At 29.7% G+C, this 14,865-nt stretch carries 11 protein-coding genes and 3 tRNA genes; 3 read left to right on the top strand and 11 right to left on the bottom strand.

Translation table 11 applies throughout. From position 1 onward, the window contains the following. Positions 1–7: 7 nt before the first annotated feature. The gene (locus tag AC5SLZ_RS02740; RefSeq protein ID WP_494616076.1) at positions 8–967 is read left to right on the top strand and encodes a hypothetical protein; all 960 of its coding nucleotides are present in this window, start codon (positions 8–10) and stop codon (positions 965–967) included. A 24-nt stretch (positions 968–991) separates the two neighbouring features. Here the strand turns inward: AC5SLZ_RS02740 and AC5SLZ_RS02735 are convergent, their stop codons facing one another. Genes AC5SLZ_RS02735 through AC5SLZ_RS02725 form a run of 3 tightly spaced genes read right to left on the bottom strand, consistent with a single transcriptional unit; the run spans position 992 to position 6,542 of the window. Further along, the gene (locus AC5SLZ_RS02735; protein WP_494616074.1) at positions 992–2,197 is read right to left on the bottom strand and encodes a sugar phosphate nucleotidyltransferase; all 1,206 of its coding nucleotides are present in this window, start codon (positions 2,195–2,197) and stop codon (positions 992–994) included. Next, positions 2,197–3,915: a dihydroxy-acid dehydratase gene (gene ilvD / locus AC5SLZ_RS02730; protein WP_028037029.1), complete on the bottom strand. Its 1,719-nt coding sequence runs from the start codon at positions 3,913–3,915 to the stop codon at positions 2,197–2,199. Before ilvD ends, AC5SLZ_RS02735 begins: the two co-directional genes overlap by 1 nt. After that, positions 3,915–6,542 (bottom strand): valine--tRNA ligase, encoded by a 2,628-nt coding sequence (locus tag AC5SLZ_RS02725; protein WP_494616073.1) that lies wholly within the window; start codon positions 6,540–6,542, stop codon positions 3,915–3,917. Before AC5SLZ_RS02725 ends, ilvD begins: the two co-directional genes overlap by 1 nt. 123 nt (positions 6,543–6,665) lie before the next feature. Between AC5SLZ_RS02725 and AC5SLZ_RS02720 the strand changes: the two genes are divergently transcribed. Continuing rightward, a tRNA-Cys gene (locus AC5SLZ_RS02720) sits at positions 6,666–6,739 on the top strand. Between the two features lie 50 nt (positions 6,740–6,789). After that, a tRNA-Asn gene (locus AC5SLZ_RS02715) sits at positions 6,790–6,865 on the top strand. Between the two features lie 89 nt (positions 6,866–6,954). On the opposite strand, the gene AC5SLZ_RS02710 is transcribed toward AC5SLZ_RS02715, so the two are convergent. From AC5SLZ_RS02710 to trkA, 8 genes are all read right to left on the bottom strand, one after another. Continuing rightward, complete coding sequence (locus AC5SLZ_RS02710; protein ID WP_494616071.1) at positions 6,955–7,326, bottom strand: helix-turn-helix domain-containing protein; 372 nt, start codon at positions 7,324–7,326, stop codon at positions 6,955–6,957. Between the two features lie 188 nt (positions 7,327–7,514). Next, positions 7,515–8,249, bottom strand: a complete 735-nt coding sequence (locus AC5SLZ_RS02705) for an amino acid ABC transporter ATP-binding protein (protein WP_494616070.1) — start codon at positions 8,247–8,249, stop codon at positions 7,515–7,517. A 3-nt stretch (positions 8,250–8,252) separates the two neighbouring features. Next, the gene (locus AC5SLZ_RS02700) at positions 8,253–9,524 is read right to left on the bottom strand and encodes an amino acid ABC transporter permease (protein ID WP_494616068.1); all 1,272 of its coding nucleotides are present in this window, start codon (positions 9,522–9,524) and stop codon (positions 8,253–8,255) included. A 2-nt stretch (positions 9,525–9,526) separates the two neighbouring features. Beyond that, entirely contained in the window at positions 9,527–10,672 is a 1,146-nt protein-coding gene (locus AC5SLZ_RS02695; protein WP_494616067.1) for an amino acid ABC transporter permease, read from the bottom strand. Positions 10,673–10,740: 68 nt separating this feature from the next. Further along, on the bottom strand, positions 10,741–11,781 hold the full coding sequence (locus tag AC5SLZ_RS02690; protein WP_271497532.1) for an amino acid ABC transporter substrate-binding protein: 1,041 nt from the start codon (positions 11,779–11,781) through the stop codon (positions 10,741–10,743). Positions 11,782–11,949: 168 nt separating this feature from the next. Continuing rightward, positions 11,950–12,026, bottom strand: a tRNA-Arg gene (locus AC5SLZ_RS02685). A gap of 33 nt (positions 12,027–12,059) precedes the next feature. Next, positions 12,060–13,466: a TrkH family potassium uptake protein gene (locus AC5SLZ_RS02680; RefSeq protein WP_494616065.1), complete on the bottom strand. Its 1,407-nt coding sequence runs from the start codon at positions 13,464–13,466 to the stop codon at positions 12,060–12,062. A 6-nt stretch (positions 13,467–13,472) separates the two neighbouring features. Beyond that, positions 13,473–14,864, bottom strand: coding sequence for a Trk system potassium transporter TrkA (gene trkA / locus AC5SLZ_RS02675; RefSeq protein WP_494616064.1), 1,392 nt, complete (start codon positions 14,862–14,864; stop codon positions 13,473–13,475). Position 14,865: the final 1 nt, after the last annotated feature.

Raw genomic sequence — 14,865 nt, 5'->3', positions numbered from 1 at the left:
GATGGAAATGACGACAATATATACGATTGTAGGTTTTGCTTTAGCTGGATATTCAGTTATTGCAAATGACTCAATTCAAACGCTTGGTACTTTTATAGCGTCAAAACAAAAATGGTTTAAATGGTATACACTTGCTAGCGCTGCTTCATTTGTGATGATACTTGCTATCACATGGGGTTGGTACAGTAATGCTGGTGATATATCTTACGGAAGATTAACAAGAATACCTTTTCAAGAAATACAATGGTATCATGCTGTTGCACCTGGAATACTTTTAATATTAACAAGAGTAGGCATACCAGTTTCAACTACATTCTTGGTTTTATCAGCTTTTGCTTCAACTGTAGTCCTTGAAAAAATGCTTATGAAAAGTGTTGTGGGATATGGCTTAGCCGCTGTTGCTGCATACATTTGTTGGATAGTAGTATCTAAATTTATCAATGAGAAATTTGATGAAGTTGAAGATAAATGGATAGGTTTTTGGAGAAACTCTGTATGGGTAACTTCAGGCTGGTTATGGTGGGTTTGGTTATCTCACGATGTAGCTAATATAGCTGTATATCTTCCAAGACAATTAGATGTAACTTTATTATTAATAGTTTTAGCTTATTTTACAGTATTACTTTTTTATATCTTCTACATAAACGGAGGATCAATTCAAAAAGTAGTTTTAGATAAAACCGGAACTAGGTATGCAAGATCAGCAACAATAATTAATGTTATTTATGCTGGTGTTCTTTACTACTTCAAAGAACTTAATGATTTGCCAATGTCAACAACATGGGTATTTGTTGGTTTATTATGTGGTAGAGAACTTGCAATTTCTACAATGAATAAAGAATATAAGTTCAAATATGTCTTTCCTTTAATTGGAAAAGACTTCATTAAGATGATCTTTGGATTAAGTGTTTCTGTTGGAATTGTATTGGCAATTCACTACATCATTATTCCAAATAATTGGTTTTAAATAAATTTAATTATGGTCGTGTTATTACTTAACACGACCATAAACATCTTGATATCTAACGATGTCTGTTTCTTTAAGAATTGAACCCACTTGAGCTTCCATAATTCTAACAGGTTTGCTACCTTGATTTTGAATTCTGTGTATTATTCCTAGTGGTATAAAAATATGTTCATTAGGTTTTTTAATAAAATTATCTTTATTTAGAGTAATCTTTGGGTTTCCTTGTGTAACCAACCAATGTTCAGCTCTATGATGATGCTTTTGTAAACTTAAAATACCTTTTGGTTTTACAAATAATTCTTTAATTAGGAATTCTTTACCTTCAAATAAATTAGTGTATCTGCCCCAAGGTCTATAAAAAACATTCTTTTTCTTAATATACTTGTTTTTGTTCATTCCATACATTTTTAAGATCTCTTTCCAACTTCCAAGATCTGACCAAGGAATATCTAATTTAATTGCATTTATTTGTTTTGTTTTTTCTAGAATTGCATAATCGAATGATTTTGCAGTTGCTTTAACAAAAGGGGCTTTGTTTAGATAATAAGTATTGGATTTAAGTTTTGCTTTTTTTACAGCATTAACACAATTTTTATAAATAATTGGTTGGTGTTTTTTAAAGTTATTAATGATTGAATCTTTTCTAAGGAAAAACATTCCAGAATTCCAATAACCTTTTTGTTTTATAACCTGTTTTGCTTTTGCTTCTTTTGGTTTTTCAATGAATTTTGTTACTTTATTAATGCTTCCTTTAATCTTTTTAGTTAAAAAATATCCATATTCACTTGAGGGTGATGTGGGTTTGATTCCAAATATAAAGATATTTTGATCTGTTAAATTTGATTTATTTTTATTAATTGCTTTATTAAAAATACTCATCTTTTCAATTAAATGATCTGCAGTAAAAATCATCAATGGTTGATCATTTGGGATATCTTTAATTAAAGCAGTACTTAAAATAGCTGGTGCTGTATTTCTTTTTGCTGGTTCTAAGACTATTTTATATTTATTGATCTTATTTTTTTTAAGATGTTGTTTAACTTGTTTTAGATATTTTTTATTCGTACTTATAATTGGTTCATCATAAATAGATGATTTAGTTCTCTCTAAAGTTTTACCAAGTAATGTCCAATTACCAAAATCAATAAATTGTTTTGCTTGATGGTTTTTAGAATTTGGCCAAAGTCTTGTTCCAGCTCCACCACATAAAATGATTGGACGGATTTTCATTAAATTTCTGAATAATCCTTAACTTCTTTTTTCTTACCAGGATGTGTTGGTGCTCCTAGATATGCGGGTCCTACTGTTTGTGCATACTTCCACAAAGTTCCTGATCCAAAATCAGATTTTCTTGCTTTCCATTTTCTTTTTCTTGAGGCTAATTCATTTTTAGAAAGCCTTACATCGATAGTGCCCTTTTTAGCGTCAATATCAATGACGTCTCCATTACGTAAAAGAGCTAAAGGACCTCCTAGAGCGGCCTCAGGGCCTACGTGACCTACACAAAAGCCTCTAGTGGCTCCAGAGAACCTTCCATCAGTTATAAGGGCAACTTTCTCACCCATACCTTGTCCATAAATTGCACCAGTAGTAGATAACATTTCTCTCATACCTGGTCCTCCAACTGGACCTTCGTATCGAATGATGATTACATCACCTTCTTTATATTTTCGGTTTTGTACAGCTGCCATTGCTGCTTCTTCATTATCAAAACATCTGGCTTTACCAGTAAATTGTAATTTTTTAAGTCCTGCAATTTTAACAATACCGCCGTCTGGAGCTAAATTTCCTTTTAAACCTACAACACCACCATCTGGAGATAATGGATTGTCATATTTTCTTAAAACTTTTTGCTTAGGATTAAATTTGATATTTTTTAAGTTTTCTTTAATAGTTTTTCCTGTAACCGTCATACAATCACCATGAATAAAACCTCCATCGTATAAAGTTTTAAGTAGCATTGGAACACCCCCAGCTAACCACATGTCTTTTGCAACATATTTTCCACCTGGTTTTAAATCAGCAAGATAAGGAGTTTTTTTGAAAATTTTAGCAACATCCATTAAATCAAACTTAATTCCAGCTTCATTTGCAATTGCTGGTAAATGTAATGCCGCATTCGTAGAGCCCCCAGTTGCAGCAACTATTGTTGCAGCATTTTCTAAGGCTTTTTTTGTTACAATATCTCTGGGTTTAATTTTTTTCTTTAAAAGATCCATAACAGTTTTACCACTAGCTTTGGCATACTTATCTCTTTCTTCATAAGGAGCAGGAGTTCCTGCAGAATAAGGAAGTGCTAAGCCTATTGCTTCAGACACACATGCCATTGTGTTAGCTGTAAATTGACCACCACAAGCACCTGCACTTGGACAAGCAACTAATTCTAATTTTCTAAGTTCAGCTGCAGACATTTGACCTGATGAATGTTTTCCTACAGCTTCAAATACATCAACAACGGTTACGTCTTTACCTTTATATCTTCCAGGAAGAATTGAACCACCGTAAATAAAAACACTTGGAACATTTAATCTGACCATAGACATCATTAGACCGGGTAATGATTTATCACATCCTGCAATACCAACTAATGCATCATAACAATGACCTCTAACCGTAAGTTCTGCAGAGTCTGCAATTACTTCTCTTGAAATTAATGAGGATTTCATTCCTTCATGACCCATTGCAATTCCATCGGTAACTGTAATTGTACAAAATTCTCTAGGTGTTCCGCCATTAGCTCTAACACCTTTTTTAACCGACTGAGCTTGTCTCATAAGAGCAATATTGCATGGTGCGGCTTCATTCCAGGTGGATACAACGCCTACAAATGGTTTTGCCACATCTTTCTCTGTTTCACCCATCGCATAATAAAAAGACCTGTGAGGAGCTCTATCGGCCCCTAATGATGTATGTCTGCTTGGAAGTTTCTTTTTATTAAATTTTGCCATTATATACCCTTTATAGTTACTAATATTTTATCAATATCATTCTTTAAATTATTATAATTAGTTTTTTCCTGTTCAACAATATCTTTTGGAGCTCTATCCACAAAACTTTTATTTTCCAATCTTTGAGATATCTTGTTCATCTCATCATGGATTTTGTTTTGTTTACTGGTTAAATTTTCCTTAATAAGATTTAAATCAACATCTTTATCAAAATAAACTTTAAATAAATCACCTGAAACAACCATAGTTGCTGCTGGCTTATCAAGATCATCATTCAAAATATTGTTTATTCTTCCTAATTTTTTAAGGATAATTTTATTATCATTGATAAATTTTTTCTGCTTCTCGTTAATATTATTGATAGACATGTCTATAAATGAACCAGGCCCAACATTAAGCTCATTCTTAAAAGATCTAATTTCAGATATTATACTAATAATATTTTCAACTTGCTCTGTGCTTGTATCTTTATTAATTTTACCTGTTGGCCAATTAGCAAGCATTAAAAAAGTTTTGCTTGAATTATCAAATTTATTTTTAAGCCAAATCTCCTCTGTAACAAATGGAATAAAAGGATGTAATAAAATTAAGATTTGTTTGAATATATAACTTGAAACTTTTTTGACCTCACTTCTGGCTTCCTCATTATCAGAGAATAGTATTGTTTTAGATAGTTCTAAATACCAGTCACAATATGAGTGCCATGCAAATTGATAAGCATTTTTAGCAGCCTCATCAAATCTGTAATCTTCTAGATTTTTTTCAATTTTAGATTTTGCTTCAATTAATTCTGCATAAATCCATTTGTTAATATTAACTGATAAATTTGGAACTTTATCAATATCAGAAAAATCACATTCATTTGTAATTAAAAAATTATTAGCATTCCAAAGTTTATTTAAAAAATTTCTATAACCTTTAACTCTATCTTCAGAAAGTTTTACATCTGTACCCGGGGAAGCCATTGAAAGAAGAGTAAATCTTAGTGCATCAGCACTGTATTTTTCTATTAAATCTAAAGGATCAATAACATTCCCTTTTGATTTTGACATTTTTTGACCCTTCTCATCTCTGACTAATGCATGAACATAAATATCTTTAAATGGTTCTTTATTTAAAAACTCTGTGCCAAACATAATCATTCTTGCAACCCAAAAAAAGATAATATCAAAACCTGTAACTAAAACAGAGGTTGGATAAAATTTTTCAACATAATTTTTATCCTCAGGCCAACCTAATGTTGCAAATGGCCAAAGACCAGATGAAAACCATGTATCTAATACATCTGGATCACGAACTAATTCTTCATCTTTACCATAATGTTTATTGGCTAAATTTTTTGCCTCTTCTTCATTGTAAGCTACAAAGATTTTTTTATCTGGACCGTACCAAGCTGGTATTTGGTGTCCCCACCAAAGTTGTCTTGAGATACACCATGGTTCTATATTATTCATCCATTGAAAATAAGTCTTTGACCAGTTTTCAGGAAAGAAATTAGTTTTTTTTGAATTAACAACTTCTTTTGCTTTAACAGATAATTTTTCTGCATCTGCAAACCATTGCTCAGTTAAAAATGGTTCGATGATTGAATTAGATCTATCACCATATGGAACTTTATTCTTAATATTTTCTTCTTTTACAAAAAATTCTTTATCTTTAAGTTCTTTTAAAATTCTCTTTCTTGCTTCAAATCTGTCTAGTCCAACATATTTTTTAGGAGCATTTTCGTTAATTTTACCAGCTTCCGTAAATATATTAATAATTTCAAGATTGTTTCTTTTTCCAACATCGTAGTCATTAAAATCATGTGCAGGAGTAATCTTTAGTGCTCCAGTTCCTTGTTCAGGATCAGCATAATCATCTTCAATAATTTTAATCTTTCTTCCAACAATTGGTATTGTAACAATTTTGCCAACAAATGATTTAAAACGATCATCTTTTGGATTTACAGCAATTGCTGTATCACCAAGCATAGTCTCAGGTCTTGTTGTTGCTATAGTTATAAATTCATCAGTTCTATCAATAGGATATCTAATATAATAAATTTTTGAATTTACCTCTCTCTGATCTACTTCAAGATCAGAAATCGCTGTTTGTAAAACAGTATCCCAATTTACTAATTTTTTATCTTTGTAAATTAAATCTTTATTATAGAGATCTACAAATACTTTAATTACCGATTTAGATAAATTTTCATCCATTGTGAATGCATTTCGTGACCAATCACAAGAGCATCCAAGTTTCTTTAATTGATTAATAATGATATCACCATATTGCTCTTTCCATTCCCAAACTTTTTTAATAAATTTATCTCTTCCAATATCATTTTTATCAATTTTTTCTGCTGATAATTTTCTCTCTACCAATGCTTGAGTGGCAATCCCAGCATGATCTGTACCTGGTTGCCATAAGGTTTCATAGTTATTCATTCGGTGATATCTAACTAATAAATCTTGAATAGAATTATTCAAAGCATGACCCATATGAAGACTTCCAGTTACATTTGGAGGAGGAATTACTATAGAAAACTTTTTAGAATTTTCTTGAGGTTTAAAAAGCCCATGCTTTTCCCAGTAAGAATAAATCTTATCCTCAACATCGGAATGTATATATTTATCGCTACTCATATATCACAAAGTTTATAATTTAATAATTACAATTAACAATAATCAATTTAGATCGTTATTTAATAGACTAATGAGAAATATTTAATATAAAAAGGCATCTGAAGCTATTAGTCAAAACAAGATGGCAACGTGGCGGAATGGTTACGCAGAGGATTGCAAATCCTTGTATCCCGGTTCGATTCCGGGCGTTGCCTCCAAAAAAAATCTTGTTTTAGTTCTAAAAAAAAGTAAGTTGAGTTTTTTACATTCCTCGGTAGCTCAGTTGGTAGAGCAGTTGACTGTTAATCAATTGGTCGCAGGTTCGAGTCCTGCCCGAGGAGCCAAAAATATTTTCCAAAAAAAATCTTAAAGTATAATTACAGATTTTAATAAATAGAATTTATCTAATTAAATTATAGGGTCTTAAATAAAGTTATACTGCTTTAGAAATAATTGTTCCTGAAACTTGTAAAGATTTATTGAATTTTAATTTTTGATCTGCACTTAGTTCAGAATATAACTTTGTTAAAAAATTATAGTTAACATTCATATGGCCTTCTTGAGATTTTTCTAAGTTAATTAAATATTCTGAAAAATCTTCAAAGAAATAATTAATTGGCACTTTTAAATAATTAGATAACTGAAGTAATCTAATTGAACTGACACCATTAGTGCCTTTTTCATATTTTTGAATTTGTTGGAATGTAACATTTATAGCTTTTGCTACTTTAGTTTGAGTTAAACCCAAAGCTAATCTTCTTAGCTTAAGTTTGTTACCTAAGTGTTTGTTGAAATTATCTTCCATTAAGACCCCTCTTAATTAAATTTTAAAAACATATTGAACAAATTAATTAATGTAACTGCAATAAAAAAATTTATTTTTTTTTAGGTAAAAATTAAAAGAATTCAAAACCTGTCAAGTGTAAGTTGAAGATAAAAACTCAAAATAGCGTTTGAAAAAAACGATTTTTTAAAGTCTGAAATTTAAGTTTTTTATAAAATTTGACTTAAAAATAGCTTAGTTCTATCACTCTTAGGATTAGCAAAGAATTCCTTGGTACCTGCCTTCTCCACTATTCTTCCTTCATCCATAAATATCATGCAATCTGCAACTTCTTTAGCAAATCCCATTTCATGAGTTACAACAATCATCGTCATACCTTCTTTTGCTAGATTAACCATTACATCTAGCACTTCTTTAATCATTTCTGGATCTAATGCAGAAGTTGGTTCATCAAATAGCATAATTTTAGGTTCCATGCATAAAGCTCTTGCTATTGCTACCCTTTGTTGTTGTCCACCAGAAAGTTGGCCTGGAAACTTTTGAGCTTGATCTAAAATTTGAACTCTTTCTAAATGTTTAAGTGCTAATTCTTCAGCATCTTTTTTTGGCATCTTTTTAACCCAAATAGGAGCAAGAGTGCAGTTGTCGACAATAGACAAATGAGGAAATAAGTTAAATTGTTGAAATACCATTCCAACTTCAGCTCTTACCTGTTCTATATTTTTAGTATCTTCAGAAATTACTGTGCCATCAACAATGATGTTTCCTTTTTGATGCTCTTCTAATCTATTGATACATCTAATTAATGTAGATTTACCAGATCCAGAAGGTCCACAAACTACAATTTTTTCTTTAGCTTTGACCTCAAGATTTATATCTTTAAGAACTTGAAAATCGCCATACCACTTATTTACTTCACTAATTTGTATAATTGAATCTGACATAATTTATCTATCTGTTTTAAATTTTAATTCTAATTTTTGACTATATTTACTCATACTGTAGCAAATAATCCAGAATATTATTCCAGCAAACACATATCCTTCCATTGAAAAACCAAGCCATTTAGGATTTGTTTTTGCTAAATTTAACATCCCAACTAACTCTAATAAACCTACTACAAAGATTAATGGAGTATCTTTAACTAAAGCTAAAAATGTATTAGCAATTCCTGGAATAACTAATTTTAAAGCTTGTGGTAAAATAACTAACAAATGAAGTCTCCAGTAACCCATACCTAAAGATTTAGCAGCATCATACTGGCCTCTAGGTAAGGCTTGTAAACCACCTCTAATAACTTCTGCTGTATAAGCAGCTTCAAATAATGTGATGGCAACTATAACTCTAATTAATTTATCTACATAAGTTCCATCTGGTAAAAACATAGGAAACATAACAGCAGACATAAATAAAACAGTAATTAAAGGTACACCTCTCCAAAACTCAATAAATGAAAGTGATGAATATTTAACAACAGCTAAATCTGATCTTCTTCCAAGTGCCAACATCATACCAATTGGAAAACAAAAAATTAAAGAAAAGAATGAAACAATAAACGTTAAAGATAAACCACCCCAAGCACCTGTTTCAACCCACTCTAGTCCAAATTCTCCGCCGGATATCAAATAATAGATTAGTAAAAATGATATTATTGGTAAAAATATAACATAGTAAAAAGTTAGATATTTTTTAAATTTTGGTGGAAAAAAATAACCTGCTGCCATTAATCCTAAGACAATAATAAATGTTGCATTAACTCTCCATTGCTCAGTATTTGGATACATTCCATACATAAATCTATTAAACCAAGTTTTAATATAAACCCAACATGCGCCTCCACCAGTACATACTTCCTTGCTATCACCAACGAATGTAGCGTCAAGAATAAACCAATTAAGTAAAGGGGCAACGCTAAAAATTATCAATATAATTATACTAATACTTAAAGCTGCATTAAAATTATTTGTATTTATGTTTTTATTGAGTTCATCTAAAATTTTAATTCCAGAAAACTCTATTCTTATTAAATGAAGACCAACCATTCCAAAAATTAAAGGAGTAAAAAAACTAATAAAACCAGGTAAAAAACCTGTGATATTTGTTTCGTAAAAGTTATTTAAACAGAAATCAAGTAATCCTAATACAAAAGAAGCAGATCCTAAAAATAAAAATAAATTCAGATTTTCTTTATTTGGTTTTAAAAAATTTGTATAAGCCATAATTATTTTTCCTGTATCGCAATTCTCTTATTGTACCAATTCATAAACATTGAAATAGCTAAACTGATTGTTAAATAAGTGGCCATCGTAATACCAACAATCTCGATAGCTCTACCTGTTTGCATCATTGCAGTACCAGCAAATACTAAAACTAAATCAGGATAGGCAATAGCAGCAGCTAGAGAAGAATTTTTAGTTAGGTTTAAATATTGGTTTGTTGTTGGTGGAATAATAATTCTTAAAGCTTGAGGCATTATAACTAGTTTTAAAACTTGGCTTGGTGACAAACCAATTGAAGCAGCTGCCTCTTTTTGACCTTTACCAACTCCCTGAATACCTGCTCTAACATTTTCAGCTATAAATGTTGCAGTATAAAGAGTTAATGCTAAAGTTAGCGCAATTAGTTCGGGTGGTATGCCCATACCTCCTTCAAACGTAAATGATGTTTTGGCTAATTGTTTTAATTCTGGAAAACTCCAAGATAAATCAACACCACCTATTATAAAAGTTAATGCCGGTAATATTATAAAAATCCCAAGTGATATTAAAAATTTAGGATATTGTTTACCCTCTTCTTCTTGTTTTTTTTTTGCAAATTTATTGAAAAAGAAGATAATTATCATTGCTATAATTAAGGCTATAAAAAACATATCAAAATTGTTCCAAACTGGTGCAACAGTATAAAGTCCTTTAATAGTCATATATGATGATCCAAAAATTAATGGTGCATCTTCTGGCATTGGTAATGCTCTTAAAGCGGCAAAATACCAAAAAAATATTTGTAATAACAAAGGTACATTTCTAAAAAACTCTACATAAAAGCTAGCAGTTTTATTTATTAAATAGTTAGGTGATAATCTTGCAACTCCAACAATGATACCTAATATTGTACATAAAATAATTCCGATAAAAGATACTAGTAAAGTATTTAACAATCCTACTAAATAAGCTCGACCATATGACATAGAGCCATCATAATCGATTAATGAAAACTGAATATCAAATGAAGCTTCTTTTGATAAAAAACCAAAACCAAATTGAATACCTCTTGTATCCATGTTTTCTTGGGCGTTCATGGTAAAGAAACCAAAAATTAAAACTATAAATAATAGAGTTAAAAATTGAGGTAATATTTTTTTAAATTTCATTTGATTTTGATACTATAAAAAAAGGGCTAGATAAATCTAGCCCTTTTAAATTAATTTATAACTTTAAATTATCTTGATGGTGGAACGTATAAAATACCACCTTTAGTCCATAATTCATTTGGACCTCTGTCTGGTAAAATACCAGTGTCAGCTATATTTCTCTTATAACTTTCACCATAATTTCCAACTTGTTTGATAATTCTTAAGTTCCACTCGTTATCTAAACCGAATGCAGCACCCATTTCACCTTCAGCACCAACTAATCTTTTGATTTGTGGGTTTTCTGAAGTTTTCATCATGTCAGCATTAGCAGAAGTAACACCGTACTCCTCAGCTTCGATCATAGTATTTAAAGACCATCTTACGATATCTTCCCATACTGCATCACCTTGTCTAACAACAGGGCCTAATGGCTCTTTTGAGATAGTTTCAGGTAATACGATGTGATCATCTGGGTTAGTCATTTTAGTTCTTTGAGCAGCTAAACCTGATTTATCAGTAGTGTAAGTATCACATCTACCAGCATCATAAGCAGCTACAACTTCATCAGCTTTTTCAAAAGCAACTGGAGTGTAAGAAATTCCTTTAGAATTAAAGAAGTCTCTCATGTTTAACTCAGTTGTTGTACCAATGTTAGTACAAGCTGAGATTCCATTTTTGAATTGGCTTGTTGAAGTAATTCCAGAGTCTTTTCTAACCATGAAACCTTGACCATCGTAGAAGTTTACTCCAACGAAAGTTAGTCCTATGTCAGCATCTCTAGAAAGAGTCCAAGTTGTGTTTCTTGATAAGATGTCAATCTCACCAGAAGTTAAAGCTGTAAATCTTTCTTTAGCACTTAATGGTGTAAACTTAACTTTGTTTGCATCACCTAGCACTGCAGCAGCTACCGCTCTACATACATCAACGTCAACACCAGTCCAATTTCCTGCAGCATCAGCATTAGAAAATCCTGGTAAACCTTGAGATACTCCACATCTTACAAAACCCTTCTTCTGGGTATTCTTAAGTGTCTTAGATTTTTTAGCAGCGAATGTTTCTGTTGTAAAAGTAAACAACACAGCAACCATTGCCACTAAAGAAGTTAATTGTTTTACGTATTTAAACATTATTCTTCCTTTTAGTTATTTTTATTTGTTAACAAATAATCCAAAAATAATTTTGAATTAGCTTTATCTTTTATCATTATCTAAAGTCGATCAAAGTAAATTGATTAATTTAGAGCATAATTAACTACATCTTGTGTTCGAGAATGTAAAGAGGACATATGTTGATGATGGTGCGCCCTGCACGACTCGAACGTGCGACCCTCGGTTTAGAAAACCGATGCTCTATCCAGCTGAGCTAAGGGCGCAAAAAATATTACATGTACATATATAATACTTAATTAATATTTAAAAAGAAATTTTTTAGCTATTAAAAGCAAAGATAAAAGCTCTACTCTTCCAATAATCATAAAAAAAATCATAAAAAATTTAGTTAAAAAATGTAAATCATTAAAGTCAAATTCACCCATCCCATAAGCTGAAGAATTTACGGTGTTCATTAAGGTTAAAATAGCCAATTTAAATGCACTTTCAAAGTTAATGTCGCTCAAGCTTAATAGAGAGGTTAAAACTAATAACGAAATTATGAAAATTAAAATTGTTAAAAAATATTTATTTATCTCTTTGAAATCAAAATTAATTTTTGAAAATATTAACTTATTCATAAAAACATTCTTTGGTTTACTAAAAGATAAAATTTGATTCACTGAATATTTAGTTAAAGAGTAAATTTTTAAAAATCTTAAACCAGAACTTGTAGAAAAAAAAGATCCTCCAATTATTACTAAAATCAAATAAATAAAACTCAACTTTGATTGATCAAATTCTAAAGAGATTCCAATATTAGAGATACTGCTGACTAATGACAAAAAAATATAAGTAAAATTGTTATCAAAACTAAAAAAAGTGAAAAAAATTGTAACAATAAATAAAAAATACAAAAATAAATGAATATCTTCGTAGAAAAAATTAAGATTCTTATCTCTTATCAAAATCAAATTATAAATAAAAAAAATACTAAAAAAAGAAACTAACATTAATAATGAAAAAATTACTATTTGAGATTGATTAGTAAGAATTGATGAAAGATCATTGGTTGGTAAAAAACCACCTGATGAAATTATAGTCATTGATAAATTTAAGGAATTAAAAGATCTAATATCAAAAATATTTAATATAAAAAAAATTGATAAAGTTATAACAGAATATAATAAAAAAATTTTAACTGTTTGTTTTAATATTTCAGAACTATTGAATGATATAAAGTTTGTGAGTGATTTTTTTAAACTATCATCATAAATGTCTATTAAGAAAATAATAGAAAATAAGAAATATAATCCACCTATCCATTGAATAGAAGATCTCCATAAAATTAACCCTTGATCAATATGTTTTATATTATTAAAAATTGTAAATCCAGTAGAAGTAAAACCAGAAACTGACTCAAAAATGGAATTTAAAAATGATAAATTATAGATGCTAAAGTAAAAAGGTAATGACAGTATTAATGGTAGTAAAATATATCCTAAAAAAACAGTTAAAATTTTTTCAAAAATGGATGGTTTTTTAGTAATTTCTTTTATCTTATAAAAAAGTAATCCAACAACTAAAGAAGAAAATAAACTAAAATAGTATGTGTTGAGATTTAAATATAAATTAAAATAATAAGAGTAGATAATATTAAAAAAAGAAAAGAGGGATACTAAAGCAAAAAAAAAACTTAGATATTTTACTCTAAATAGAGACATTTAAATTTATATAGAACTTATTCTAAATATGTTTTCTACAACGGAAATTGAGTCTTTTTTAGCTAAAAAAACAACTCTATCATCTTTTTGAAATACAAAATTTGATCTAGGAATAACTACTTTATTATCACGTAAAACTGCACCTATTCTTATTTCCTCTGGTAAATTTGAATTTTTAAGTTCTTTATTAATTAATTCTGAAGTCTCAATAATTTCAGCCTCTATTACCTCATACTCACCATTTAAAATTGTGTAAGCTGTCTCGATAGTTCCTTTATGAATATGTTTTAAAATACTTGAAACGGTGTTCATTCTTGGATCAATTAAATCATCTATTTTTAAAGAGTTTTGTAGTAATGAATAATTTGGCTTGTTAATTAAAGCCATTGTTCGTTTATCATCAATTTTGTTGTCATCTTTAGCAAATTTTTCAACAAGAACACTGACCATTAAATTATCTTCATCATCATTGGTAAGAGCTAAAACGGTTTCAGCCTCTTCTAAATTTGCTTCTACCAACACCTCTTCATCAAGAGCATCGCCATTAATTACAATAGTATTATTTAGTTCATTTGCTAAAAATTCAGATCGGTCTTTATTTTTTTCAACTATTTTAACTCTTACAGCATCTAGGCTCTCTTCTAAGTTCTTTGCAAGATTAAAACCAATATTACCGCCACCAACAATCAGTATCTTTTTTGAAACTTTCTCATTGTGTCCAAACACTTCTAGAGTTTGGGACATTTGAGAAGAGTTAATAATTACATAAATCTTATCATCTTTTTTTATCTCATCATTTTTTTTAGGAATTAAAAATTTTTCTCCTCTTATCACTCCAATAATATTTGCATCAAGATTTGGGTGTCTTTTTGTTAATTCATTCAGTTTTATATTAATCAAATTACAATTATCATTAATCAAGATTTCTAATAATCTAATTTTATTATCAGCAAAAGGAACGCTATCTAAAGCACCTGGTGCTTCTAATTTTCTTTGAATGGATTTTGCTATTTCAAGCTCAGGTGAAATAATTACATCAATTGGTAAATTTTCTTTATTGTAAACAGTAGTAAATTTTGGATTTAAGTAATCTTGAGATCTAATTCTAGCAATTTTTTTTGGAATGTTAAAAATAGAAAAAGCAATTTGGCAAATAACCATGTTAATTTCATCGTTACGTGTAACAGCTATAATCATGTCTGTTTCAGAAGCGTTTGCTTTTTCTAATATTGATGGATAAGTAGCTTTACCAACTATAGCTTTTACATCTAATGATTCGTCGATTTTTTGAATATCTTCACTAGATTGATCTATAACGGTAATTGAATGACCTTGTTCACTTAGTTGTTTGGCTATAGTGAAACCTACTCTACCTGCACCACAAATAATTATATTCATT

The organism is Candidatus Pelagibacter sp. PS_06, assembly GCF_059418045.1.
This window is presented reverse-complemented; position numbering and strand designations above follow the sequence as displayed.